Below are 24,223 nucleotides of genomic sequence, written 5' to 3'. Positions count from 1 at the left end.
CTAGGGGCATCCGAGTGAAGTTATATCGTATCACCAAAGAACGCTATTTAACCGACCTTTCCGGCCAGGGCGGAAGCTACCGAGACGGCGGACGCTGGAACAAAGCCGGCCAGCCTGTACTGTATTTCGGCTCGTCAGCGGCGGTCGTCATGCTCGAAATGGGGAACTACCTCCCGAACCCCCGGCTGGTGCCAAAAGACATGGTGATCGGAATTTACGAAGTCGACACCACAGCAGTTAAAAGCGTGGAACTTTCAGATCTGCCTGAAAACTGGGATCACTTCCCCTACCCTGCTTGCACACAAACCCTAGGTGCCGACTTTCTGGATACCGCTCATAACCTCGTCCTTCAGGTACCCAGCTGTGCTTCTGGCGGGCTCGATCAAATCGCTGTCGTGAATCCCTTGCACCCCGAAGCCAAGAACATCCAGTTGGTTAAAACTATCACGCAAATCTATAACCCTCGGTTATTCCAAGGCATGAAGTGATTCCTACCAGGAAAAAGCCCCAACCAGTGGCTACATATTGATCTCGGAAACAATACTAATACTCGGGCAAGATTGAACGCTTCAGTTGGCGCTGTCGCTCGCGATGGCGCATTAACAACCAAGGTGCAGCGCCCACTGTTCATCGCTCGCTAGTGAGCACACGCAGAGCTGACACTCCCCGCCCGCCGCGCTTCGCGCTTTGGGCGAGGGTTCTAAGGTCGCCCCAGAACCTTCCTGCTTCAACACGCCTTCACTAGACAGCGGCTAGGCCGCTATCCCCGCTCCAGTCGCTCCACAGACTAACCCCGCCAGTCCGGCGGTTCGTATATTCTTTGCCGCGTTAACGTCCCGATCTATCGGTTCGCCACAGCCGTCGCAGTGCCAGTGACGCTGTGACAGCGGCAGCTTGTCGACCTTAAGACCGCAGCCGTGGCATGTTTTACTGCTGGGGAGCCACTGGCTGACCTTCACCACCTGGCGTCCCGCCCAGGCGGCTTTGTACTCAAGCTGGCGAACAAACTCGCCCCAGCCTGCATCACTGATGGCCTTAGATAGATGACGATTTTTGACCATGCCGCTGATGTTCAGCGACTCGATACACAGGACTTGGTTTTCGTTAATCAGTGTTCGGGTCGCTTTATGGAGCGCATCGCGGCGGCAGTCCGCGATCTTGGCATGCAGCCGCGCCACCTTCTGGCGCAGCTTGTTGCGGTTGTTCGATCCTTTCCGTTTCTTGGCTAACCGGCGTTGTAGGTAGGCCAGCTTGGCCCCGTAGCGTTTAAGATGGCGTGGGTTCCCCGACTTTTCGCCTTCGCTGGTGATAAACAGGTCGGTCAGGCCTAGATCAATACCCACCATTTTGGGCGTGATTGATAATGCCTCTGGCGTGACCTCACACAAGCAGCTAATGAAATAGCGGCCCGCACAATCGCGGGAAATCGAGATGCTTGACGGCGCACTCGGAAGCGGGCGGCTCCAGCGGATCGGCAACGGCACTTTAGACTTGGCAATGGTGATCTCGCCATCGCGATAGCGAAAGGCGGCTTTGGTGAGGCGGATCGTCTGGCGTCCATCTTTTTTCTTAAAGCGTGGGTAGCGCGCCCGGAGCTTGGGATTAAAAAAGTTGTCGAAGGCGGCTTTTTGATCGCGCAGGGTTTGCTGCAGGATGACGCTCGATACCACTTTGAGCCACGGAAACTCAGCCTTCAAGTCCACCAGGCGCTTTTCCGTGGCAGAGTGAGGCACTGACTCACCGTGCTGTTGATACGCTTCGGTGCGATAAGACAGCGTATTGTTCCACACAAAACGGGCACAGCCGAATGACTGTGCCAGTAGCACAGTCTGATCGGCGGTGGGATAGAACCGTTCTTTGTAGGCACGCTTTGTCATACTGGAAAAATATCAGGGGTAGTTACCAACATCAACCCAGGCACCGCTACGCGGTGCGCGCTTATATCACCGCCCGAAGATTGGGCGATGCTTTACGCGCTTATTGGTAATATCAGGCAGATCCGGGCGCAAGTCGTTGATCAGATCCACCAACAAATCAGGCGCTTCGGCAAACAGCCGCTTGAAAACGTAGTCGTTGATGGGGTCGAGTAGCTCGCTCATGCACACTCCTATTTCAATACTACAATACGACCACAGCACGGTGCCTTGCCACGCGATGCCCCCGGCAGAATGGTGTCATCACTGAACAGCGGAGAGCTTCCGAGCGAGGAATCATCAACATAAAAAATAAAACCAGGCAGATACAACAAGGGCACCCACCAACCGAGGCTGCCCTTTGTTAGAGCGTCAAGCGGCGATAATGGAGTGATGTAACTACTTGAAAATATCGTCCAGGCTATCGGCAAACAGAATTTTTTTCAGCCAAAATTGCAGCTGTGGATAATCTGCTGTGCCAATACGTGACCTAACCCGGTCTGGGACCTCGTCAAACTTGGCGACGAGTTGCAGAAGAAGACTTTCTCGTGCGCCTTTAAGGCGCCCCTCATATACGGCCTCCCTGTACTCAGCTTCGTTTTCTCGTAACACTTTCTCTCTTACCTCAGCCAACCGGCGAGTTTCTTCGTCGGCACTGAGTTCTTTTAAACGCTCCATCGCGCGCAGAACAGGCTCATGGGTAATTTTTGTCATAATCCACCTCATCCAGTATTTAGAGTCAAACCTCTTTATCCAAGAATAAACCGTACCCGTCTTTTCGTGCAGCAACTGCAACTGGAGGGCCGGCAGCGCCACTAGCTCTCGGTTGCTCTTTTCATCAAGTACGGCCATAGCTGCTTGTTCTCAAGTGTATGAGTCCGGAACTGCCGAAAGGTGGCCTCCCGCTCCGTGATCAGCATCAACACGGCTAACACTCTAAGAACGTCAGTATCGCTCACGCAGTCGATCTCTTCCCAGGCTTCACGCCACAGAACGACTTCATTGGTCTGGCCAGCCCAGCCAATCAATTTCCTGTAATACTCAGGTTCGGTAGAACTGAAAGTTTGTGGATGGTTGAACAACATCTGCCCCACCGCAACGCCCAAAACTTCCGCTATGACTTCTGACTCTACAAGATCCCTCTTTTCCCGCTGTTGTTCTATTTGATGAATGAGGTAGCGCTCCCCGGGCAGGAGTTCCTCTGTCTGAGGAGCTACAGTTTTTTCTGGGCCAGGGTGATCATGGCTTGGAGGTTCATCGCCCACAGCTACCTCGGACATCACAGTGGATATCTCGGCGAGCGCCTTACGACAAGCCGCCTCTTCCGTTTCCATGATCTCTCGAAACCGGTCACGCAGTTCGGGCTCGCGCGCCGAAAACCGCTCCAGTAGCTCAGCCCTGCTCAGGTAAAACCGAGCTTGTGACGGTTCCCCCAACAGCGTCTGGAAGACCCGGTCGAAAGCGTCATCGATAGTCGTTAACTGCCCCACAGGCTGATCCAGAGCAGACAAGGGTTTGCGCTCAACAGGGTCAATGGTAACGAACCGTCGGCAGAGCATCTTGAGTAGTGCCTCCAGGGAGGCCCCTGGCTCTGCCTGAAAACGAGGCGTTGCCAGCACTAGGTCAATCAAGTCGTCAATATTTTGGGTAACCTCCAGATACGCTGACAAAAGCCGACCTACCCCTCTCTGGGACAGCGAGTGATAGCACTCCAGCTCTGCGACTATATAGCGCTGTAACGCCTCTGGCTCGACATAGAATATTAGCGTCTGTAGGGCTTGCTGCTGATCTCCCAAAAAAAGTGTATGGAAGCGCTCGATCAAGTGTTCCTGGTTTTGATACAAGCAGGCTAAGCGCGCATGAAGCGCGCGACCATCCAGACAGACAGGTAACTGAAAATCGGTACCGAGTACCGCGTTCACCCACAAAAGTGCCTGCTTGGCAGGCTCCCTTTCCAGCTGACCATGCACGAAGCAGTGCTTCGGAAACCGGTTCTCGAAAAGAATACCCACTGCCAACACCGCCAGGTGGTAAGGATATCCCTGCGTCTTGCTGCCGAAAATATCAATGCCCGACCCCACAGGGTAGGTAGCATCCTGCTCATCGACCCAAAGAACATCCACATCGGGTTCGCTCGCATTCGGACTCCGACTGAGAGGTCGATGAAGGTGACGATGAAGATGACGGTAGAGACAAAAGCTCTCTGCACGGCGGCCACTTACCCGGTCGCCAGATATAACCCAGCGCTCTTGCTGGGTGCCTGGATCGCATAGGATCTCGTCAGTGAGTCGATACCGGCGATACTCACCCACCTCGCAAGCTTCGAACCGGAGCAACGGCGTGGGAAACCGCCGCAGTAGCGACAGGCTCTCCTCATAAACCGCCTCCCAAACACCAGCATCAATACTTTGCAGTTGGACCGTAAGATGGATATGGAGACCCATAAGTTGCTCCTTGCCAGGTAGAGGCCCAAGGAAGCCGCAGCGGATTTACCGCAGGCACTTCCAGTGACTCACTTAACATAATACGCAAGCGCATAATAATCAATACACACGCGTATTACCGCTATACCCAGCATTGCTGGACAATATGTAAATGAACTCTTATTTCTCTATCGCACAGACCTTGCATCACCTCATGCATCGCTACGATGAAGGACGCGGCATCAGCGAAAACGCCTTGTCACGGGCCACCTACGAGGTGCTCGGTGAAGAAAAGGGCGTACCGCAGCCCACAATCCATCGCATTCTTTCCGGTAGCAGCAAAGACCCGAAGAGTCTTACGATTCAGCGACTGGCTGAGTTCTTTGGGGTTACGGAAGCCCAGTTGCGTGGCCACGACCCCCTGCCCATGCGACCTGGAGTTGAAGATGGCAAAGGCCGTTATTTGGCCGCCAGCTTACCCGTCCTCACCTGGGAGCAAGTCGGTAGGTTAGATAGCATGCTTGAAGAGATACGAAGAGGTACGATAGAAGTGCAGTTCGAGACCATCCAGAGAGCTGGGCCGCAAGCCTTCGCACTCTTTGTGCAAGGTGATGCGATGCATGGCAGCGGTCGCTATTCCTTTCCGGAGGGGACGCGGATCACTGTTGATCCCACACTTGAGGCAAGGCATGGCTCTTTTGTCGTGGCGACAGCTCCAGGATATTCAAGTCCTATATTCCGGCGACTTGAAATCGAAGGTGGGATACGCCGCCTTGTTCCGCTAAACGATCGGCCCGGCTACGAAATCATTGCCATGACGTCTCATGATCACGTCATTGGGAAGGTCATCGAGTACTACCGATCGCTTCCCTGAACACTCACTTCGGCTCAGGTCGTTCAGTTACGCTGGCATATTTATTGGGTCAGCATTTTACAGCTACCCCATTTGCGGAAAATACCCGAACCGCCATGAGCATTCTCCCGATTGGCGGATCACTTGAATACCCGTTTATTATATTGCTAAAGCAGAGGCTAAGAACCAGCATAGACCATACTTTCTTCAAAGATGACCCAGCTTTCTGGCCGTCCACTAAAAAGCACATGTTCAGGTAAATTAAGAAAAACAGACAAATACAACAAGGGCAGCCACCAACCGTGGGGCTGCCCTTTTTTGTGCGTCAGGCGGAAAACTGGAGCGGAAGACAGGATCAGTGCTGCGTCTCGACACGCAGCTTTTCCACTTCTTCCACCGGCAGTTCTTCTATTTCCGCGATCAGCTGATCATTCATCTCGGTCAGTGCTATCAGCTTACGAGCGGCGTTGCGTTTACTTTCTAACGCACGTTGCTCGGCTTCTTGACGACCTTCTTCCCGGCCGTCCTGCTTCGCATCATTCAAAAACGACACCTCATCCCGCAACGCCCGCTCACGCACAAACGTCAAACGGCGGGCCTCTTCATCTGCGTTGAGCTCGCGGATACGGCTCATGGCACGTTTAACGGTTCGTGGGCGACATTGGCCATGGTGAGTTCCTCCTGCCAGTGCTTGACCTGATCGAGCCTGCCGTTGGCGCCTTTCGCTACTAAACTTATGGTGACAAAGCACTCCATGCTTGCAGCCGTTGCAGGCATTCTTCTTTTGGAAGTCTTGCTCCATTGGCTAACATAGCATTCAGTGCTTTAACGAGCACATCAGGAGACACTAAAGCAGCTTCATGAAACTGATCCAATAACCACAATACACCACGTACTTCAAGCTGGCTTCTATGACCTGAACGGCGTAATGCTCCGTCCCCTGTCAGCAATGTCCAACCGCATTCTTTGGCGAGAAAATAACATGAAACATCTGCCAGCGAGGAGTTACCCAACGTATGCCGTAGATCAAACAATGTCAGCATTTCCGTACTGGCTAACACTTCGACACCAAGCCCCAATGACACAAGATGCTCTCCCCTCGGGCTTTTCAATTCGTGTATTACAAATTCTGTGGTGACGAAGTGATGCTTCAGCTGAAATACTACCTCCAATAAACCGCTACGGTAGAGATCGATCCATATATTGGTATCTGAGACAACAACCTTATTGAACATCCGCGACCTCAGCGGCACGATGATTCAACATGACCTTCTCAATCTCAGTCAAGGACGTATCCAGTAATTCAGCGGCACGAGAAGGGGTAATCAACGCCTCTGCCAGTGCCCGATACACTAGCTGTCTGAGCCGATAAGATGATTCGCTTGGCAAAGGGTCAGGTTCACCACGGCGATAACCCTGAATTGACCACCGCTTCATGGTTTGCTGATAGAACCCCGGTGAAACAATTTCTAAATCGTAAAGGCGTCTTAATATCGCCTGAACGGAAATGCCCCATTCTTGCTTCGCCAGTAGAAACTCATCCAGCAGCACTTGCTTGCGTTGTTGACCAAAGGCTTCCTTGACATGTTTGGCAGGGAACAGAAAAGCCCCTGCAAATCGGTGGCACCAGTTTTCTTCTTCGCGAGTACCTTGAACTGCCTCAGGAACTGACAGAACTAAGTGCCCCAACTCATGCGCAAGGTTAAAGCGCTGGCGCTCTCCAGGTCGCTCAGTGTTACTGACGATCACTGCATCAGTACCGGCATTGATTAACGCACATAACCCATCGAATTTATCATGCGCAGCCAAGCCCACCACCTTGATACCACGCTCTTCGAGGGTCTCGGTGAGGTTACCAATAGGATTTGAACCCAACTCCCATTGGACACGTAGATGCTCAGCGGCTGGTTCAATATCGTCAATTCGTTCGATAAAAAAGGTCTGACGCAAATAGGCTAAGTCATGAACAGGCGCCTCAATATTGAACAAATGCTCGGCAGCTAAATAGCGCTCTAAATGTTCACATACTTGTTCCTTTACCGCTTCTTGTTGTTTTTTCCCAAAGGTGGCGTGCTTACGAAAATCGACCTCACCCAACATAATGCTTTCTTGACGGAAAAAATATTCAGGACTAACACCCAAGGTGTCCGACAACTGTAGCAAGCGGGTTGAATTTGGTGTGTCTTTGCCTTGCTCGTACTTGGACAGCGCTTGCTTGGAGATATCGCCAATAGCATCCGCAAGCTGCTGTAAAGACAACCCTTTGAGGATACGCGCACGGCGAATGCGATCATGGAGCATAGCGCTTCTCCTAACCAAGTCGAATTGACAAGACACAGGTTGACAAATTAATTTATTTTTTTGATATCGTCAACCTCTAGCTAAGCTCTCGGATGCGGCTCATCGTGCGTTTAACCGGTTCAAGCACAACATTGGCCATGGTGAGTTACTTCTGGCAGTGCTTAACCAGGACGAGCCTGGCGTTGGCGCCTTTCGCTACTAGGGTCTGTTGACGTTTCACATGGGCAGCCATAAAAAACCACAAGCTAAGGCCACCATGCTTTCGTAGTTTCGCTTGAGCTTGTCGTAACGCGTCGCTATGGCGCGATACGGCTTCAACCGAGCAAAGGCATTCTCTACAAGATGGCGATAGTGATATAACCCTCTGTCTAAACTGCTATTTCCTGTCTTTGAGTTGCGCTTGCGTGGGATCACCGAGTCCATCCCCTTGGCGTCGACCTGCTCACGGATACGCTCACTGTCATACCCCTTGTCAGCCACTAATGCCCCACCTATTGGCAACTCATCAATCAGCGCCTGTGCCTCAGTGCTGTCGTGTACGTCACCTCCGGTGATCCTGAAAGCAATCGGTAGTCCATAAGCGTCAACAGCTAGGTGTATCTTGCTTGTGTTGCCCGCACGGCTTTTGCCAATGGCTTCTACTTCCTCTGTGGCAGCCCCTGTGCAGTCTTGATGCGCCTTGATATAGGAGCCATCAATGAAGAGCCATTCATCTGGATCTTCCACTAACCGATTAAAAACAGTCATCAATTTGCCCGCGGCCGACCAAGCGTTAAAGCGCTTATAGACTGTATTCCAGTGTCCAAAGTCGTCGGGTAAATCACGCCACTGGCAGCCGGTACGGATTCGGTAAAGTATGCCTTCTACCGTCATCCGCAGGTCAGCCTTGTCATAGATACGTTGTTGAAGCAGGATAGGTTTTAGCTTCGACCAGTGTTCATCCGTGAGCATCAGTCGGGGCATGGCAAGCTCGCAGCTTGTTGGTGTCGGAACCTGTATTCTGCGAGTTTGCCCCTATCCTGCCAATGCTATCCCTCAAAACGTCAACAGGCCCTAGTGTTGGGTCGAAGGGATTACCGTCGGTGTAGTCGATAAGGTCTGAATACTCGCTAACCAGGTGGGAGATATCCACGGTATCGTCTTCAAGGGTGAAGTCGGTGATGACGCCTGTCTGAATCTCTGACTCCATACGCCACCCGTCCGCCTGTACGATAAATACATCGTTACCGTCGCCACCGGAAAGCGTGCTGCCGAGCCCTGCACCGAGAGTGTCATCACCAAGGCCGCCATTTAATTCGTTGATGCCGCTGGTATCGTGCAGTTCATCGTTACCCTCGTCACCATTCAAGATATCGTCGCCTGATCCACCATTTAGGTCATCATTACCGGCACCGCCGTTCAGGATATCGTCACCTGACCCACCATTTAGGTCATCATTACCGGCCCCGCCATTCAGTTCGTTGAAGTACTCTTCCGGGTCATCATAGGAGTAATAATCGATATTTAGGCGATCGTCCCCCTTACCACCGTTCAGAACATTACTGCCGCTACCAGCTGTGAGGTCGTCGTTCCCTGACCCGCCATTCAGTATGTCATCGCCATCATGGTCATATAGGTAGTCATCGCCGGCGCCACCATGCAGTTCGTCATTTCCATTGCCGCCATCGAGAGAGTTGCCATCATCCCCACCGTAAAGAATGTCGTCACCCGCTCCGCCACTCATAGAATTATAGCCGTCACCGCCATGCAGCGTGTCATTGCCTGCTTCACCACGAATCCGGTCATATCCTCCTAAGCCGTAGAGGGTGTCATTGCCCAGGGTGCCGATAAGCTCATCATCGGCTGCGGTACCAGTGATGGTTTTGCCAGTCTTGGTGACGAAATTCAGCGAGGTAGCGTCATTAAATCCGGCAAAGGGGTTGCCATCGCCATCCAGAAAGGCTTCATCACTGATGGTGATGTGGTACGCAATGTCTTTGCCCAAATTGATCAGGGGATCAATCCTGACTACGTTGTTTTGCACCGTTACGTGGTTCGGATCAGTGACATTCATGACCAGCGGCTCGCCTGCCTCAGAATGCAGCGTGATCGTGCCGCCTTCCCGTGCTGTAGCGGTCTCATTGAAGGTCAGCGTGAGGCGCGTGAAAGACGGTACGTTGACCGTATCATCGGCGGGCGTGGTGCCCACCAAGAAGGGATCTCCCTCCTGCTTGAGATCTGGCAACAACTCCTTGGGTTTGGCCGCCTCAATGGCTGTGTTCAAGGCATCATCATCCAGTGTACCGCCACCGGAAAGCGCATCAGCTAGATCCTTCTGGGCCACAATCTGTGCTTTGACGGCGTTATCCAACGCACTCTCGGCAGAAGCGCCCTCCTCCGAGATAGCGGTCTTCACGCGCTGATTGATATTGGCCAATGGGGTTGCTGCAGTTGCCTCCTGGGCGGTCAGCGCCCTTCCATGTTGCATGGAGGAGTCGTTCATGATCGGGACAATCGTATTGACATCAGATAGATCAATCGCTTCGGAACTTCCCCCCATCTTGTTAGCAATGGCCGCTGCGGTACTACGGGCAGCTGATTCGACATTCACATTTTCATTACCGCCGCTCAACATTTTGGCCGTGGACGTGATCAAGTTAGCGATCTGAATAGAGGAAGACTGCACTTGAAGTGCTGCTGCCTTTTCTTCAGCGGTGGCGGTATCGGAAAGTGCCGTGGCAATGGGATCGCTGTTGGTAAGATTGGTGCCCTCTGGCAGTCCCAAGGCGCTGACGACTTTGCTCTGAGCTTCTGCCACCTGTTCTGGGGTGGCATTTTCTCCGGCGATTTCAGCCACGAGTGTTGTCAGCGGACTGACCATGGTGGAGCCAGCCGGTGCTTTGAAAATGCCGGAGTTCTCGAGTCCGGTACTGATATCCGTACCGCCGTGGACGATTAGAGTGCCGCCTTGCCCGCCAAGCAAGGTGAAGTTGCCAAGGTAGTCGGTGACACTCTGAGGCTCCCCCTCATCCCACTCGCCATCACCGTCCTGATCCAGGAAGACAGTTGCTCCTCGCAGGTAGCCATCCTGGGCAACACCGCTGGTGGATTCAGGTTCTGGTGTCGGTTCTGGTGTCGGTTCTGGTGTCGGTTCTGGTGTCGGTTCTGGTGTCGGTTCTGGTTCTGGTTCGGGCTCGGGTTCGGGTTCGGGTTCTGGCTCGTTTAACGCTTGGATATTGTCATCCAGCGCTTGCTTGTCATCATCGGCGGCGGCCTGTGATAGCGTAAACGCCAAGGAAGAAAGCGTTAGGGCGCCGTTATCGAGTTGCTCAGCCCAATAAGCGGCCCCTTCTGTATCCGGATCACGATTGAACAGAATACGGTACAGGGCGGCGATCTGTGCTTCTGTTTCCATGCCGCCATACTGCTCAACATATTCCGTCTTATCGTGAGTTTTCTAAGCGGGAGATCAACCTGCTAAAAATAGCCCAAGCGGGTTTTGCGAGGGTGGTGGTTATGACTCGCTAAACCTTCTGTTCGCCGGTGCTTGCTTAACCAATTATTGTGGGTACAATAATTGGTTAAGACAAGAGACCCCGATGGCCCCAGGCAGTGAGATCGAGTACGACCTGCGCAAACAGCAAGACACCCTGCAACATCGCGGCCTGGATTTTAACGATGCGCCTGCCGTCTTTGCCGGCAAAACGCTGGCGATGGTGGATGACCGCCAGGACTACGGCGAAGAACGCATCATCACCGTGGGTAAACTCACCGGCAAAGTGACCGTGATTGTGTGGACGCAACGCGGGAAAAAGCGCCGCATTATTTCCATGAGGTACGCAAATGAACGCGAAAGGCAACGATACGAACAGCACTTGGTTTGATTCTGACGACGCCCCAGAGCTGACAGACGAGTGGTTTGAGACAGCGCATCAATACCACGGAGATATCCTGGTGAAGCGTGGGCGTGGACGTCCCCCAATTCCCGTAAGCGAACGAAAAGTGCCAGTGAAAATTCGCTATGACCAAGAGGTGGTTGAGGCATTCCGTCAAACAGGTAAAGGCTGGCAAACCCGCATGAATCAGGCCCTACGGCAATATCTTAAAGAACATGACATACAAGAATTGAACTGATGATGCTCTGAGATCGGCCCGGTAGGGCCGATGCAGCGAGCTTTTGAGCGGTAATCGGCAATGCTCCTGACATCCACCTCGACATTTTTCTGATGGACAAGGGGCTTGCTGAACATCGGCATTGTTCTTGCGCGGTCGTAGACTGCCCACCTAAACGGTCGTTATGGAGGCATCTTTGAGGGCGTACCCGATGTCTTACAATGCTAAAAGCCCGCAACAGCGGGCTTTATAGGACAGGATGAGGTGGAGGGCGTAGCCACCGAATACGAACCACTTCTCCTCTTACCAAAGAAAAAAAGACTCTGAGTTCATTCAGTGAGACTTCATCCGAACCAAACATGTGTTCTTGGCTGAACTTATTATCCTGCAGCGCCTCCCGTCAGGAATAAATCAACTCCAGGCGAGAAGTTATCTGTCTGCAAGCCGCTGGCATTCACGCCCACCAGCTGAATAAACGGTTGTAAGGCGTATTCAGTGCCATCCACCCCATCGAAATCGAGGTTCAGCAACGTATCAGCGCCGTCTTGCTCCAGTGCCAAGTAACCCAAGGCTGGATCGAAGGGATTGCCGCCGGTGTAATCAATCAGCTGTGAAGAGTCCCCGGCTAGATTGGAAATATCCAAGGTATCGTCTTCAAGGGTGAAGTCAGTAATGACTGCCGGCAAAGCATCTGGCTCCATGTTCCATTGGTCCACCTGCACACGGAAGGTATCCTTGCCATCGCCACCGGACAGCGTGCTGCCTATAGAAGCGGTGAGTTCATCGTCCCCCGTGCCACCGTCCAGCTCATTAATGCCGTATGTGTCGTGCAACACGTCATTGCCTGCACCACCGTTCAGGATGTCATCTCCTGCCCCGCCTCGCAGCTCATCATTGCCGACACCGCCATTCAGCTGACTGGAGCCTTGGGTTGTTGTTCCAGGTACACCAGCACTGTAAGTGTTAATCCAGAGAATATCGTTACCCTCGCCACCATTGAGGATGTTATTCCCGGTACTGCCGTTACTGGATACTTCTAGCGCGTCGTTACCCGCCCCCCCTTCGAGAAGATTATCGCCCGAAACACCGTCTAGATAATCATCACCGACACCGCCATACAGCTTATCGTTGCCACTTCCACCAATGAGGTTATCTCCTTCGTCTCCGGCATAGAGAATGTCATCCCCTGTGCCGCCCTCCAGATAATTGGAACCGGCACGGCCATACAGTGTGTCGTTACCCACATCGCCGAAAATCCAGTCATTACCGCCTAGACCGTCGATAGTGTCATTGCCTAAGGTGCCGAAGAGCTCATCATCCCCTTCGGTGCCAGTGATGTCTTCGTCTACAGGAGGTGCTCCATCGGGGTCGATGCCTGCTGGAAGGAAATGCGCTGCGGTCAAATCTTTCAAAGTAATGTTTTCCAACCGAATAAACGGTTGTAAGGCGTATTCAGTGCCACCCACCCCATCGAAATCGACGTTCAGCAACGTATCAGCGCCGTCTTGCTCCAGTGCCAAGTAACCCAAGGCTGGATCGAAGGGATTGCCGCCGGTGTAATCAATCAGCTGTGAAGAGTCCCCGGCTAGATTGGAAATATCCAAGGTATCGTCTTCAAGGGTGAAGTCAGTAATGACTGCCGGCAAAGCATCTGGCTCCATGTTCCATTGGTCCACCTGCACACGGAAGGTATCCTTGCCATCGCCACCGGACAGCGTGCTGCCTATAGAAGCGGTGAGTTCATCGTCCCCCGTGCCACCGTCCAGCTCATTAATGCCGTATGTGTCGTGCAACACGTCATTGCCTGCACCACCGTTCAGGATGTCATCTCCTGCCCCGCCTCGCAGCTCATCATTGCCGACACCGCCATTCAGCTGACTGGAGCCTTGGGTTGTTGTTCCAGGTACACCAGCACTGTAAGTGTTAATCCAGAGAATATCGTTACCCTCGCCACCATTGAGGATGTTATTCCCGGTACTGCCGTTACTGGATACTTCTAGCGCGTCGTTACCCGCCCCCCCTTCGAGAAGATTATCGCCCGAAACACCGTCTAGATAATCATCACCGACACCGCCATACAGCTTATCGTTGCCACTTCCACCAATGAGGTTATCTCCTTCGTCTCCGGCATAGAGAATGTCATCCCCTGTGCCGCCCTCCAGATAATTGGAACCGGCACGGCCATACAGTGTGTCGTTACCCACATCGCCGAAAATCCAGTCATTACCGCCTAGACCATCGATAGTGTCATTGCCTAAGGTGCCGAAGAGCTCATCATCCCCTTCGGTGCCAGTGATGGTGTTACCAGCCTTAGTCACGAAATTAAGTGTGGTCGCGTCAACAATCTCGGCAAAGGGATTGCTATCGCTATCGGCAAATGCACCATCGCTGATGGTGATGTGGTATGCAGTGTCATTACCTAAGTTGGTCTGGGGGTCAATTCTGACCACGTTGTCCTGCACTGTTACGTGGTTTGAGTCAGTGACATCTATGACCAGTGCCTCACCAGTCTCGGAATGCAGCGTGATCGTGCCGCCTTCCTGAGCGGTAACGGTTTCATTGAAGGTCAACGTGAGGCGAGTGAAAGACGGTACATTGACCGTATCATCGGCGGGAGTGGTGCCCACCAGAAAAGGGGATCCTTCCTGCTTGAGATCCGGCAGCAACTCTTTGAATACAGCCGCCTCGATGGCTGTGTTCAAGGCGTCATCATCCAGTGTACCGCCATCGGCAAGCGCATCGGCCAGATCCTTCTGGGCTACAATCTGTGCTTTGACGGCGTTACCCAACGCACTCTCAGCAGACGCACCCTCCTCCGAGACAGCGGTCTTCACGCGCTGATTGAGATTGGCCAGCGAGCCCGCCGCGGATGCGCTTTTACCGCTCTCCAAAGGGCTGCCATTTTGTGTGGCAGCGTCATCAATAATGGTGGTAATTGTACCGGCATCGGAAAGGTCGACCGATTCGGCACTTTCCTGAATCTTCTTGGCAATGGCAGACGCTGTGTTCTTGGCCGCTGCGCCGACATCGCCACCACTACCGCTTAGCATTTTGGCCGTGGCCGTGATCAGATTAGCGACCTGGATAGAAGAAGACTGGACCTGAAGTGCTGCCGCCTTTTCTTCAGTAGTGGCGGTATCGGAAAGGGCCGTAGCAATAGGATCGCTATTGGTAAGATTGGTGCCCGCTGGCAGTCCCAAGGCACTAGCGACTTTGCTCTGAGCTTCAGCTACTTGTTCCGAGGTGGCATTTTCTCCGGCGATTTCAGCCACGAGTGTCGTCAGCGGATTGACCATGGTGGAGCCAGCCGGTGCTTTGAAAATGCCGGAGTTCTCGAGTCCGGTACTGATATCCGTACCGCCATAAACGATTAACGTGCCTCCTTGACCGCCGAGCAAGGTGAAATTGCCTAGGTAGTCGGTGACACTCTGAGGCTCTCCCTCATCCCACTCACCATCGCCGTCCTGATCCAGAAAGACAGTTGCTTCTCGCAGGTAGCCATCTTGGGCAATACCGCTCGTGGATTCAGGTTTTGGTGTCGGTTCTGGTGTCGGTTCTGGTGTCGGTTCTGGTGTCGGTTCTGGTGTCGATTCGGGTTCTGGTTCGTTTAACGCTTGGATATTGTCATCCAGCGCTTGCTTGTCATCATCGGCGGCGGCCTGTGATAGCGTAAACGCCAAGGAAGAAAGCGTTAGGGTGCCGTTATCGAGTTGCTCAGCCCAATAAGCGGCCCCTTCTGTATCCGGATCACGATTGAACAGATTACGGTACAGGGCGGCGATCTGTGCTTCTGTTTCCATGCCGCCATACTGCTCAACATATTCATCGGAATTCCCAAATGCCTCAATGATAAAACCCAACTCGCCGTCTGCCGACTTCATGGCCTCCAGCCAATACGCCTTACCCTCTTCGTCCGCTGCTCGCCCGTAATAGCCAGCATACAGCGTATCAAGGATCTCACCGTAGGTTTGGTTCAGGGCCTCATCAATACGCGCTTCAAACGCGGTGGCATCGTCGCCCTCAGCAGCACCCGCAATAAAACCGGCCACCTGAGCGACATTGACGCCCTCGTCTAACTGAGTTGCCCAGTAAGCCCGTCCCTCTGCTTCCGCATCACGCCCCAATAAATGTTGATAAAGGGTAGTCACCTGCTGTTGAAGACTCTGCCCTGCGTAGAGTGCTTCAAATTCAGGAGCTTGGGTAAAGGCGTGGCTGACCGCCTCAAAGCCGTTGGCCTCAAGCTGTTCAGACCAGTAAAGCAGCCCTTCCCAGTCCGCGGGACGGTTATAGACGGTGAGATAAAGTGTTTGAATATTGGTATGCGTGGACATTGATGGTCATTCTCTTTTTGCTGTTGCTGACGAGCTAGGTGAAGAATTCTTTATAGAGCTCATTTGGCTTAACTCTGCCCGTATCGGTAGACAATGGCAACAGATAACGCAGCGGAAGGGCTCATCCACCAAGAGAAGAACCGCATACCGCCCGCCTCACTGGCCAAAAACACCCAAAATTTAAGATTATTACAATAGTGGTACTCAGTGACGGCTCGCGAACACAAATTCCAGAGACGGCCTGTCATTACCATCGCGCTGGCGAACAGGGCCAATGCTGAGCTTTTTAAGCGAATGGTGGGACACAACGTACATGTGCTGGACACGCTCGTAGATGAGAGCGACGGAGCGACCAGGGAGGTCGACCTAATCGTAGCGGATACGGCATCATTACAATATTACCGCGAGCGCATATTGCACCTGCGACAGGGGGCAGCGCCGATGATACTGCCAGTGCTGCTGGTCGCCGACAGCCGCTCGCGGCTTCCCCCGCGTGTTACCGCAGAACTCGGTCTCAGCGTCGATGACATCATGCGCATACCAACCACCCAGGCAGAATTAAAGACGAGGATCGATAACCTGTTGCGCCTGCGCGCCCTGACGCAAGAACAAGAGCATTGTCGCCAACAGTTGGAGGGCGTCGTCAGTGCCCTGCGCTCCCTGAACGCTTGCGATAGGGTCGTCGTCCGCGCCAAGAACGAAAATGAGTTGCTTAGCTCGCGGTGCCAAACAATCGTCGATGAGGAAGGCTACAACCTTGCCTGGGTAGGATTTGCCATCGACGAGGCCGACAAGCCTATCGAGGTGCAGGCTAGCGCCGGACAGGCCAACGCCTTTCTCTCAGAACTAACACTTGGCTGGGGGCAGGACCTTAAAGGATCAGGAACAGTCGGTCAGTCACTGCGCTCGGGCGAGGTTCTTGTCGTTAATGACATCGCCCAGGAACCCACCCTGGACCATATTAAGGATCGTGCACGCATTCACAATATGGCCTCTGCCATCACCCTTCCGCTTATTTTCGAGTCAGGCCCCCGGGATTGCCTGACCATCTACTCGCAGAACCATGAGCATTTCGGTCAAGAGGAATGCCAGCTACTAAAACGGCTCGCCGAGAACCGTGTCACAAAATATCGCCATCGGTTCTGCAAGTTCGTCATCATCCCTTGGTGCAGGTACCAGCGTAGCGTAGTGATGGAATCACTCACACCTCGCTGAGAGCGTTGCACGACCTCGCGGCCGGTGGTCTTTGGATAGGGTAGATGCCGGGCGCAGTGAGATTTTTTTTGATGCCAACAACGTAACCGTTCAGCGACCAAGAAGCCATACTCCACGATGCAGAGACTAGCGTGATGGTGGAAGCCTCGCCAGTGGCGACCCTCATAGTGGTTCAGTCCCACCTCTTGCTTGAGTTCCTGGTAGTCACGCTCAATTCGCCAGCGTGCCTTAGCGGTGGTGACCAATGTTGTCAGCGGTGTCACTTCAGGTTGGCTGCTCAGCCAATACTTCGTGGGCTTGTCAGCCCCTTGGGGCCATTCGATCAGAAGCCATTCCGGTTTACGGTACTCACTCGCACCCGAACTGAAGCAAAGCGGGACGTCAGCGGCTGGTTGGTGCCTTCCCGCCACGTGACTTGTTGGAAGTCGTCAGCCCTCAGCGACTGGGCCAAGGCGTCTAACGAGACCGGATGATACTTCTCCGTCTATTGCCAGCGGGGCGGTGGACGCCAAACGCCCGACCAGCGTAGTGGTAAAGGCTTGGCGCCAGACGCCCAGACACTCAGATCTTCATGCACGCCGACGCAGTAGGTCAGTCCCCAGTCGGCAAGTTGCTCTCGCCACGCTGTTCCCTTGCCATAGGCTGCATCGGCCAACACGATGCCCGTCTTGATGCCTGCCTCCATCGTTTGACGAACCTGCTGCAAAGCGATGTCTGGCTTGGTGGCAAAGGCCACGTCGGCGGGAACGCTGGCCTAGTGACAGCGGTCGGGATTATCCGTCCAGGAGGCCGGCAAATAGAGCTGCCACGCCACCGGTAAGCTCGCCTGCTCCGTAGCGACTGACAAGATGACGGCGGCCTGGCAATTGTCTTGCTTACCGACTTCTCCAAACTATTCGGCTGACACCCACCGATGTCGGCCCTTCTTGCGGATAGCCGTATCATCGACCAAGTACTAGCGTAGGTGTGGCTGAGAGACCTGCAGAAAAAACGGGGTGCCGAGCGATAGCGCTCAAGCTTTCTTGGTAGCAGTTTGACTAGCTCCACCAACTTTTGTGCCGCTATCGGTGGGAAGTGGCAAAAGCTAAGAGTGGTAGATGCCGGTTTTGAAGCGCTGAGGGATTTCAATAGTTCTGCAATTTTGCAAAACAACACTGCAGTTTTGCAGTGCGTGATCAAGGAGAGCAAAACTAGTCACATCGAAAGTCTGCAATTTTGCAGGAAAAGCCATTTCATGAAATGTCCTGCAAAATTGCAGAGCAGGTCTGTTATATTGCAAAGCAAAAATTTTTAACTTATTGATTTTAAATAGATTTTTCGATAAGTGTAGGGTTATTAAATCTCTAACCTCTTTGAATTACCGAGCATCCAGGTGCCGAGGGTAATTGCTGCTGGTAGACGGCCTAATCGCCCAATAAGTTGGGCGATTAGGATGGAGCGAGCTACCGCGTTTGATTACTTATAAACCGGCAGCCGTGCGCAAACCTCAGCTACTTTATCCAGCACCTTCGCTTCGATGGCGCTGGTGTCTTCGCCTTTGGCCAGCACGTCCAGAATGTCGCAGATCCAGCCAGCCAGTTGGGTACACTCTTCTTCACCGAAACCGCGCGTGGTGACTGCCGGGGTGCCAATACGCAGGCCGGAGGTGACGAACGGGCTTTGCGGGTCGTTAGGAACGGCGTTCTTGTTCACGGTGATGTGGGCACGGCCCAGCGCCGCATCGGCATCTTTACCGGTTACGCCCTGCTTGATCAGCGAGAGCAGGAACAGGTGATCTTCGGTGCCACCGGAAACAATGTCGTAACCGCGGTCGATAAACACCTTGGCCATTGCCTTGGCGTTTTTCACTACCTGCTGCTGGTAGGTTTTGAACTCGGGCGACATGGCTTCTTTGAAGCACACTGCCTTGGCCGCGATCACGTGCATCAGCGGGCCGCCCTGGCCGCCGGGGAATACGGCGGATTGCAGCTTCTTCTCGATATCGGCGTCGTTTTCGGCCGAGAGAATCACACCACTACGCGGGCCGCGCAGCGTTTTGTGGGTGGTAGACGTGACCACGTGCGCATGGGGCAAGGGGCTCGGGTAAACACCCGCCGCTACCAAGCCTGAGACGTGCGCCATATCAACCAGTAAGTAAGCGCCTACTTCATCGGCGATTTCACGGAACTTGGCCCAATCCACAATTTGTGAATAAGCAGAGAAACCGGCAATGATCATTTTGGGCTTGTGCTCACGAGCAAGCTGGGCCACTTGGTCGTAATCGATCAGCTCTTGGTCATTGAGGCCGTACTGAATGGCATTGTAGTGCTTGCCCGAAAAGCTCGGCTTGGCACCGTGGGTCAAGTGACCACCTGCGTCCAGGCTCATGCCTAAAATGGTGTCGCCGGGCTTAACCAGTGCTTGGAAAACGGCGCTGTTGGCTTGCGAGCCCGAATGGGGCTGCACGTTAACGTAGGTAGCGCCGAACAGCTCTTTGGCGTAATCGATCGCTAGGTTTTCAGCGATATCGACGAATTCACAGCCGCCGTAGTAACGCTTGCCGGGGTAACCTTCGGCGTATTTATTGGTCAGCTGGCTGCCCTGGGCTTCGAGTACGCGGGGGCTGGCGTAGTTTTCTGAAGCAATCAGTTCGATGTGGGCTTCCTGGCGCGCCACTTCTTTCTGCATGGCATCAAACAGCACATCATCGAATCCGGCAATTGACATATCACGGCTGAACATCGGCGGGAACCTCGTAACGAGAAAGGATCATCATGGAAGAAGCGAGGCCGGTATCATAACGCAGCCTGACACTACTTTCATCGCATCCGCGTCAGGTCGTGCATGAGCGTGCTTCATGTTGTGCGAGCCAGCAAAGGCTGACCGATTGGGCAATAACGCTTTCGGTGTCATTCCGAATAGCCTCTTCTTTGTCATTGCGAGCGAAGCGCGGCGATCTCGGGTTAGTCTGCCACCGCTGCTTGAGATTGCCACGTCGCTGCACTACTCGTAATGACATGGGGAGGTAGAGCGATTATCGTAATGATGCTTAACCTAACGAGCGGCTACCATGTATTCCAAACGCTTTAATCGTGAAGTGCATATTACTCGCCACGCAAGAGAGCGTATGCAGCAGCGGGGCTTAAACGAAGCGCAGCTCAGCGAACTGCTGGAAACAGGCAAGACACGTTTTAAAGATGAAACTAGACTATGGATAGCTAAAGCGTTCGTGCAGCGCACCGACAACCTTATTTGTGCTGCAGTGGTATTGGAAGATCAGCTAATTGTAAAGACGGTGATGCACCATTTTGAATGGGAGGAAATGTCATGAGAACGACCTATGATGAGGCCGATGATATTTTAGTGCTCCATCTATCGGAGAAGCCTATTACCAAAGAGGTTTCTCAAGACTGGCATACGCATATCAGTTATGCCGAAGACGGCTCAATTGCTGAAATTGTTATCCTTGACGCGTCAAAGCAAGGAGCTTGGCCTTTGCTGAAGAGCCACGCTGCCTAGCTCTCCAGTCGTTGGCATCTTTCACTTCTTCCAACGCCCTTCTGGCATTATGATTGCTCGCTTTCTTAATCCCTTGAGAAAGCAGCGAAGCACCTCAGGCTTCCTGCCACCGCTGGCTGAGATTGCCGCCTCGTTGCACTCCTCGCAATGACATGGAGCGGTGTCATTCCGAATGCCCCCTCTTTGTCATTGCGAACTCAGTTAAGCAATCTCAGCACTGCCCGCCTATTTGCATTTTCCTTCACTCTGAAAAATACTGTATATTCATACATACACTTTAAGAGTCAGGATGCCGACAATGCCGGGCCAGTCTTCTCATTTTACCCCCGCCTTGCCGTTAAGCGCCCAGCCGCTGCCGTATTTAACCTTTTTGGGCCGCGCTGGCTTTAGCGGGTTTCCTTCGCCTGCGCAGGATTACGAGCCGTGCACGCTGGATCTCAATACCCGGCTGGTTAAAAACCCTACCCAGACGTTTTATGTCACCGCTACCGGTAACAGCATGGAGGGGTGGGGAATTTTTGAGGGTGACCTGCTTATCGTCGACCGCGGTATCGAGCCTCGCTTGGGCCACATTCTGGTCGCTATGCTGGAGGGCGAAGCGTTGATCAAACGCTACGCGCTTTACCAGGGAACGCCCCACCTCTGCTCCACCCATCCCCACTACCCGCCCTTGCCTCTTGAGGGCAGCGACTGTCAGCTATGGGGCGTAGTGCGCGCCGTCATCCATGAGTACGTGCGATGATTGGCCTGGTCGACGCCAATAACTTTACATACGAATGCTAGCATATGACGAATACAAAATACTGTGGTAACTATTGACATTGGAATGAGCCTACCCTAAGTTTCTTTCCAGAAATAGACAAGGAAGTGGGCTAGCCGCTCACGGCCAGAGGGCCCTCAGGCCCGCCCCTGGTAGGAAGAATTTCCGCTCTGATTACCAATGAAAGAGGGCAAAGAGAGTGGCTGTACCTTTTACAGCGATTCGGTGAGTCACGGCTTATAAAAGCTATCAAAGATCTGCCAGGTAACAGGAAACCCTATCCCTTAAAGTAGCCCGAGTTCTTGGGGTTCAGCTCCCAAAGCCCTGTGATCTCCCCAACCTTAAGGCAAACCTCAGAGCCGATAGAGAGGTGCGATTAGGTCTTCGATCTATTCGGGGTGTAGTGGTCAACTAATCCCGGACAGTAATTTAAGATTTTCCTCAGCGACAACGGGAGGCATGCCATCGTTAAACGAGTGAGGGCGCTGCTGGTTGTAGTAACCCATCAGATAGCCACTAACGTCTTTCTTGGCCTCAGGTAGATTTCGATATCCCAAAGCCGGTATCCACTCCGATTTCAGGCTCCGGAACAGTCTTTCCATCGGCGAGTTGTCCCAGCAGTTGCCACGTCGGCTCATGCTTTGTTTAATTCGATAGCGCCAAAGTCTTTGGCGGAACTTGCGGCTTGCATACTGACTACCCTGATCGGAATGGAACATGACGCTCTTTGGCTGACCACGTTGTTCCCAGGCGTGATCCAGCGCTTTCACAACAAGATCTGCATCCGGGCTGGACGACATGGCCCAGCCAACGACACGACGAGCATAAAGATCCAACACAACGGCCAGATAGTTCCAACGCTGGCCACTCCAGATATAAGTGATGTCACCACACCAGACCTGATCGGGCAGGTCTGGTGTAAATTTGCGGTCAAGATGGTTCGCAATATCAGGTCGCTCAACGGTCGCCTGCTTGTAAGCATGAGGGCCCGGCTGCTTACAGATCAACCCCATTTCGCTCATCAAACGCCGAACCTTGAAACGACCAATGGTGACGCCTTCTTCGCTGAGCAAACCTTTGATCGAGCGGCTGCCAGCTGAGCTGCGACTCTTTTTGAAAAGGCGGTTTACCTGAGCTTTTAAGGCCAGACGCTCAACATCCACGCGGTGCCGCCGCTGCCGGTACTCGTAGTAACTGGAGCGGCTAATATCAAACGCGTTACAGACCATTTCAACAGGCATTTGCTCACTCAACTGGTCTATCAGCGCGTACGATTCATGTCGTCCGACATCAAGAGAGCAGTAGCCTTTTTTAGGATGGTTTTTTCCATCTCAAGGCGTTTGCAGCGAGCCTCAAGCTCCTGAATACGCTGCTGTTCTGGGGTTAACGCTTTGCCCTTAGGCGTTACTCCCTGACGCTCGTCCGCAAGCTGGTGAACCCAGCGCCGGAGGGCGCTTTCACCGACACCCAACGAGGTACAAGCTTGGGGATAGCTGTACCCTTGGTCTAGTACTAGGCTGGCAGCTTCTTGCTTAAATTCAGGCGAAAAAGTACGTCGTTTCTTGGTCATCAGACACCTCGCTTATGGTGGCAATATTACCACCTACGTTGGTGTCCGGTTTTATTGAACCACTACATCGCTGACCTCCGAGAGTCCACGTTTCAACGCTTTGAAAAAAGAAATCTATGCGATAGAGGTGTATCTCAGTGTCGTCAACGGTTAAGAAATCGGCAGAGCAAGAGTTCAGGGATGCATTTGATCGGCTGAAAAAAGGTAAGACAATCCGCCTTCCTTTGGGGGCAGCTGTTACCCAAAACAACGTTGCGAGAGAAGCGGGACGAGATCCCTCAGCTTTGAAAAAGGACAGGTACCCTTTGCTGATACTTGAGGTTCAAGCCTACATAACTTCTAAGTCGGAGCAAAAGAGGAGCAGCAAGCGTACTACAGACAACAGGGCAAGAACCGATAAGCAGAAGATCGCAGACTATCGCAAGCAGATTGATCGCCTGAGTTCTATTGTGGCGGCGCAGAATTCGACTATCGAAGAGCTTCTGGATGAGATTGAGCGGTTGAAGGCCGGGAGGGTGTCACGCTTTTAGCCCTCCGGTTACACGTAATATTCCGGTAAGCTCATGATATTCAATGACGCATAGCAGGTTACGCTTTTCCGATTTGCTACCCAAATGATGCTACCACAATTTGGCCGCTCGGGTCGCAAAGCGAACATTCAGGGCCGAGTCCGAGGGGTTCAATTTGAGGCTACGGTGTGTCACACGCATCGGGGTAAGTCCATTGAGGCTGAGGGGCATGTCGTGCTTAAAGGGGTAATTCTCGGATTCAGTCGGGGTTGTGAACATGTCAGAACCGATAGAGCGCCCTTTGGACGCGCTATCCGGAGGCCCGAAGCAAAGGGTCTGGATTACCATGACCGTTGTCGAGGAAACGCAATTGGTCCTTCCCGATGAACCGACCTTAGCCCTGGATCTTGGCCGCTAGGTCGAGGGGTTCGATCTTATCCGGGAACTGAGTCGCCGGGGGCAAAACCATTGCCATAGCTATCGACGATCTCGCCAACGCCTGTCGCTGTGCCAACCACATTGTAGTGATGAGGGAAGGTTGTATTTATGCTGAGATCAGCCCCAAGATGTGGTGACAAGGGAGCTTATTGAATCGGTCAACTGAAGCCGCCGTGATCTCTTTCCCGATCCAGTAACTGGCACTCCCGCTCGTATTCTTAAACCCACACTCGTATTGCGGTCTCTAATCCAAAACGCCGCGTCCGATTCATTCTCAGTGATACTCAGGGCCTATGAACTACCCATAAACTGGCTCTCTT

At 53.1% G+C, this 24,223-nt stretch carries 24 protein-coding genes and 2 pseudogenes; 12 read left to right on the top strand and 14 right to left on the bottom strand.

The features are described from left to right. Window positions 1–14: 14 nt before the first annotated feature. On the top strand, window positions 15–488 hold the full coding sequence (locus tag ACWI0H_RS06250; RefSeq protein WP_336269548.1) for an RES family NAD+ phosphorylase: 474 nt from the start codon (window positions 15–17) through the stop codon (window positions 486–488). Window positions 489–752: 264 nt separating this feature from the next. On the opposite strand, the gene ACWI0H_RS06245 is transcribed toward ACWI0H_RS06250, so the two are convergent. The 4 genes from ACWI0H_RS06245 to ACWI0H_RS06230 form a co-directional block, all read right to left on the bottom strand. Further along, window positions 753–1,877 carry an RNA-guided endonuclease InsQ/TnpB family protein gene (locus ACWI0H_RS06245; RefSeq protein WP_485875504.1) on the bottom strand — a complete coding sequence of 375 codons (1,125 nt, stop codon included), beginning with the start codon at window positions 1,875–1,877 and terminating at the stop codon, window positions 753–755. 66 nt (window positions 1,878–1,943) lie between these two features. Beyond that, entirely contained in the window at window positions 1,944–2,099 is a 156-nt protein-coding gene (locus tag ACWI0H_RS06240; protein WP_336269550.1) for a hypothetical protein, read from the bottom strand. A gap of 213 nt (window positions 2,100–2,312) precedes the next feature. After that, window positions 2,313–2,765, bottom strand: a complete 453-nt coding sequence (locus ACWI0H_RS06235; RefSeq protein ID WP_485875502.1) for a hypothetical protein — start codon at window positions 2,763–2,765, stop codon at window positions 2,313–2,315. Continuing rightward, on the bottom strand, window positions 2,729–4,357 hold the full coding sequence (locus ACWI0H_RS06230; RefSeq protein WP_485875500.1) for a hypothetical protein: 1,629 nt from the start codon (window positions 4,355–4,357) through the stop codon (window positions 2,729–2,731). The genes ACWI0H_RS06235 and ACWI0H_RS06230 overlap by 37 nt, the downstream gene beginning before the upstream one ends. Before the next feature lie 151 nt (window positions 4,358–4,508). Between ACWI0H_RS06230 and ACWI0H_RS06225 the strand changes: the two genes are divergently transcribed. Beyond that, entirely contained in the window at window positions 4,509–5,210 is a 702-nt protein-coding gene (locus ACWI0H_RS06225; RefSeq protein ID WP_485875498.1) for a LexA family protein, read from the top strand. Between the two features lie 334 nt (window positions 5,211–5,544). Here the strand turns inward: ACWI0H_RS06225 and ACWI0H_RS06220 are convergent, their stop codons facing one another. The 6 genes and pseudogenes from ACWI0H_RS06220 to ACWI0H_RS06195 all read right to left on the bottom strand — a co-directional run. After that, the gene (locus ACWI0H_RS06220; protein WP_336274907.1) at window positions 5,545–5,823 is read right to left on the bottom strand and encodes an RpnC/YadD family protein; all 279 of its coding nucleotides are present in this window, start codon (window positions 5,821–5,823) and stop codon (window positions 5,545–5,547) included. Between the two features lie 100 nt (window positions 5,824–5,923). Next, on the bottom strand, window positions 5,924–6,424 hold the full coding sequence (locus ACWI0H_RS06215) for a PIN domain-containing protein (protein WP_485875496.1): 501 nt from the start codon (window positions 6,422–6,424) through the stop codon (window positions 5,924–5,926). Further along, window positions 6,414–7,490 (bottom strand): helix-turn-helix domain-containing protein, encoded by a 1,077-nt coding sequence (locus ACWI0H_RS06210; protein WP_336269556.1) that lies wholly within the window; start codon window positions 7,488–7,490, stop codon window positions 6,414–6,416. Before ACWI0H_RS06210 ends, ACWI0H_RS06215 begins: the two co-directional genes overlap by 11 nt. A 216-nt stretch (window positions 7,491–7,706) precedes the next feature. Then, a complete protein-coding gene (locus ACWI0H_RS06205) occupies window positions 7,707–8,453 on the bottom strand; it encodes an IS5 family transposase (protein ID WP_485875494.1) in 747 nt (248 codons plus the stop codon). Further along, window positions 8,428–10,452, bottom strand: a complete 2,025-nt coding sequence (locus ACWI0H_RS06200; RefSeq protein WP_485876168.1) for a calcium-binding protein — start codon at window positions 10,450–10,452, stop codon at window positions 8,428–8,430. Before ACWI0H_RS06200 ends, ACWI0H_RS06205 begins: the two co-directional genes overlap by 26 nt. A 300-nt stretch (window positions 10,453–10,752) precedes the next feature. Continuing rightward, window positions 10,753–10,899, bottom strand: a pseudogene (locus ACWI0H_RS06195) (DUF4214 domain-containing protein); the annotation flags it as partial. Between the two features lie 169 nt (window positions 10,900–11,068). Between ACWI0H_RS06195 and ACWI0H_RS06190 the strand changes: the two are divergent. After that, entirely contained in the window at window positions 11,069–11,353 is a 285-nt protein-coding gene (locus tag ACWI0H_RS06190; RefSeq protein WP_485875492.1) for a BrnT family toxin, read from the top strand. Further along, a complete protein-coding gene (locus ACWI0H_RS06185; RefSeq protein ID WP_485875490.1) occupies window positions 11,313–11,603 on the top strand; it encodes a BrnA antitoxin family protein in 291 nt (96 codons plus the stop codon). The genes ACWI0H_RS06190 and ACWI0H_RS06185 overlap by 41 nt, the downstream gene beginning before the upstream one ends. A 359-nt stretch (window positions 11,604–11,962) precedes the next feature. On the opposite strand, the gene ACWI0H_RS06180 is transcribed toward ACWI0H_RS06185, so the two are convergent. Further along, a complete protein-coding gene (locus ACWI0H_RS06180) occupies window positions 11,963–15,913 on the bottom strand; it encodes a DUF4214 domain-containing protein (protein WP_485875489.1) in 3,951 nt (1,316 codons plus the stop codon). Between the two features lie 414 nt (window positions 15,914–16,327). On the opposite strand from ACWI0H_RS06180, the gene ACWI0H_RS06175 reads away from it, so the two are divergent. After that, window positions 16,328–17,128, top strand: a complete 801-nt coding sequence (locus tag ACWI0H_RS06175; RefSeq protein WP_485875487.1) for a GAF domain-containing protein — start codon at window positions 16,328–16,330, stop codon at window positions 17,126–17,128. Here ACWI0H_RS06175 and ACWI0H_RS06170 read toward each other — a convergent pair. Both ACWI0H_RS06170 and glyA read right to left on the bottom strand, forming a co-directional pair. Next, window positions 17,111–18,083 (bottom strand): annotated as a pseudogene (locus ACWI0H_RS06170) (IS701 family transposase); the annotation flags it as partial. The gene ACWI0H_RS06175 and the pseudogene ACWI0H_RS06170 sit on opposite strands and share 18 nt — an antisense overlap. Window positions 18,084–18,583: 500 nt before the next feature. After that, complete coding sequence (glyA, locus tag ACWI0H_RS06165; RefSeq protein WP_336269557.1) at window positions 18,584–19,849, bottom strand: serine hydroxymethyltransferase; 1,266 nt, start codon at window positions 19,847–19,849, stop codon at window positions 18,584–18,586. A 115-nt stretch (window positions 19,850–19,964) separates the two neighbouring features. On the opposite strand from glyA, the gene ACWI0H_RS06160 reads away from it, so the two are divergent. The 5 genes from ACWI0H_RS06160 to ACWI0H_RS06140 all read left to right on the top strand — a co-directional run bounded on the left by ACWI0H_RS06160 (window position 19,965) and on the right by ACWI0H_RS06140 (window position 21,679). Further along, a complete protein-coding gene (locus ACWI0H_RS06160) occupies window positions 19,965–20,120 on the top strand; it encodes a hypothetical protein (protein WP_485875485.1) in 156 nt (51 codons plus the stop codon). 57 nt (window positions 20,121–20,177) lie between these two features. Continuing rightward, on the top strand, window positions 20,178–20,438 hold the full coding sequence (locus tag ACWI0H_RS06155) for a DUF4258 domain-containing protein (protein WP_485875483.1): 261 nt from the start codon (window positions 20,178–20,180) through the stop codon (window positions 20,436–20,438). After that, window positions 20,435–20,626, top strand: coding sequence for a DUF2283 domain-containing protein (locus tag ACWI0H_RS06150; RefSeq protein ID WP_101145183.1), 192 nt, complete (start codon window positions 20,435–20,437; stop codon window positions 20,624–20,626). Before ACWI0H_RS06155 ends, ACWI0H_RS06150 begins: the two co-directional genes overlap by 4 nt. A gap of 298 nt (window positions 20,627–20,924) precedes the next feature. Beyond that, a complete protein-coding gene (locus ACWI0H_RS06145) occupies window positions 20,925–21,368 on the top strand; it encodes a LexA family protein (protein WP_008957245.1) in 444 nt (147 codons plus the stop codon). A 167-nt stretch (window positions 21,369–21,535) separates the two neighbouring features. Beyond that, window positions 21,536–21,679: a CppA family protein gene (locus tag ACWI0H_RS06140; RefSeq protein ID WP_472956698.1), complete on the top strand. Its 144-nt coding sequence runs from the start codon at window positions 21,536–21,538 to the stop codon at window positions 21,677–21,679. 114 nt (window positions 21,680–21,793) lie between these two features. Here ACWI0H_RS06140 and ACWI0H_RS06135 read toward each other — a convergent pair. Next, a protein-coding gene (locus ACWI0H_RS06135) for an IS3 family transposase (RefSeq protein ID WP_485873509.1) occupies window positions 21,794–22,956 on the bottom strand; the annotation gives its coding sequence in 2 pieces (ribosomal slippage) (window positions 21,794–22,701 and window positions 22,701–22,956; 1,164 coding nt in all). 137 nt (window positions 22,957–23,093) lie between these two features. On the opposite strand from ACWI0H_RS06135, the gene ACWI0H_RS06130 reads away from it, so the two are divergent. Further along, entirely contained in the window at window positions 23,094–23,486 is a 393-nt protein-coding gene (locus ACWI0H_RS06130; protein ID WP_013786619.1) for a hypothetical protein, read from the top strand. Window positions 23,487–23,742: 256 nt separating this feature from the next. Then, window positions 23,743–23,883, top strand: a complete 141-nt coding sequence (locus ACWI0H_RS06125) for an ATP-binding cassette domain-containing protein (protein ID WP_013786620.1) — start codon at window positions 23,743–23,745, stop codon at window positions 23,881–23,883. The last annotated feature ends 340 nt before the right edge of the window (window positions 23,884–24,223 follow it).

It is taken from the genome of Halomonas sp. NYA30 (genome assembly GCF_976980765.1).
Note: the sequence above shows the minus strand (reverse complement) of the source record. Positions and strands in the feature narration are given on the sequence as shown.

Excerpts from the sequence above, each read along its gene's own strand:
- ACWI0H_RS06245 (WP_485875504.1), bottom strand. The coding sequence starts at position 1,877 with ATGACAAAGCGTGCCTACAAAGAACGGTTCTATCCCACCGCCGATCAG.
- ACWI0H_RS06240 (WP_336269550.1), bottom strand. The coding sequence starts at position 2,099 with ATGAGCGAGCTACTCGACCCCATCAACGACTACGTTTTCAAGCGGCTG.
- ACWI0H_RS06235 (WP_485875502.1), bottom strand. The coding sequence starts at position 2,765 with ATGGCCGTACTTGATGAAAAGAGCAACCGAGAGCTAGTGGCGCTGCCG.
- ACWI0H_RS06230 (WP_485875500.1), bottom strand. The coding sequence starts at position 4,357 with ATGGGTCTCCATATCCATCTTACGGTCCAACTGCAAAGTATTGATGCT.
- ACWI0H_RS06225 (WP_485875498.1), top strand. The coding sequence starts at position 4,509 with ATGAACTCTTATTTCTCTATCGCACAGACCTTGCATCACCTCATGCAT.
- ACWI0H_RS06220 (WP_336274907.1), bottom strand. The coding sequence starts at position 5,823 with ATGAGCCGTATCCGCGAGCTCAACGCAGATGAAGAGGCCCGCCGTTTG.
- ACWI0H_RS06215 (WP_485875496.1), bottom strand. The coding sequence starts at position 6,424 with ATGTTCAATAAGGTTGTTGTCTCAGATACCAATATATGGATCGATCTC.
- ACWI0H_RS06210 (WP_336269556.1), bottom strand. The coding sequence starts at position 7,490 with ATGCTCCATGATCGCATTCGCCGTGCGCGTATCCTCAAAGGGTTGTCT.
- ACWI0H_RS06205 (WP_485875494.1), bottom strand. The coding sequence starts at position 8,453 with ATGCCCCGACTGATGCTCACGGATGAACACTGGTCGAAGCTAAAACCT.
- ACWI0H_RS06190 (WP_485875492.1), top strand. The coding sequence starts at position 11,069 with ATGGCCCCAGGCAGTGAGATCGAGTACGACCTGCGCAAACAGCAAGAC.
- ACWI0H_RS06185 (WP_485875490.1), top strand. The coding sequence starts at position 11,313 with ATGAACGCGAAAGGCAACGATACGAACAGCACTTGGTTTGATTCTGAC.
- ACWI0H_RS06180 (WP_485875489.1), bottom strand. The coding sequence starts at position 15,913 with ATGTCCACGCATACCAATATTCAAACACTTTATCTCACCGTCTATAAC.
- glyA (WP_336269557.1), bottom strand. The coding sequence starts at position 19,849 with ATGTTCAGCCGTGATATGTCAATTGCCGGATTCGATGATGTGCTGTTT.
- ACWI0H_RS06160 (WP_485875485.1), top strand. The coding sequence starts at position 19,965 with ATGTTGTGCGAGCCAGCAAAGGCTGACCGATTGGGCAATAACGCTTTC.
- ACWI0H_RS06155 (WP_485875483.1), top strand. The coding sequence starts at position 20,178 with ATGTATTCCAAACGCTTTAATCGTGAAGTGCATATTACTCGCCACGCA.
- ACWI0H_RS06150 (WP_101145183.1), top strand. The coding sequence starts at position 20,435 with ATGAGAACGACCTATGATGAGGCCGATGATATTTTAGTGCTCCATCTA.
- ACWI0H_RS06145 (WP_008957245.1), top strand. The coding sequence starts at position 20,925 with ATGCCGGGCCAGTCTTCTCATTTTACCCCCGCCTTGCCGTTAAGCGCC.
- ACWI0H_RS06125 (WP_013786620.1), top strand. The coding sequence starts at position 23,743 with ATGTCAGAACCGATAGAGCGCCCTTTGGACGCGCTATCCGGAGGCCCG.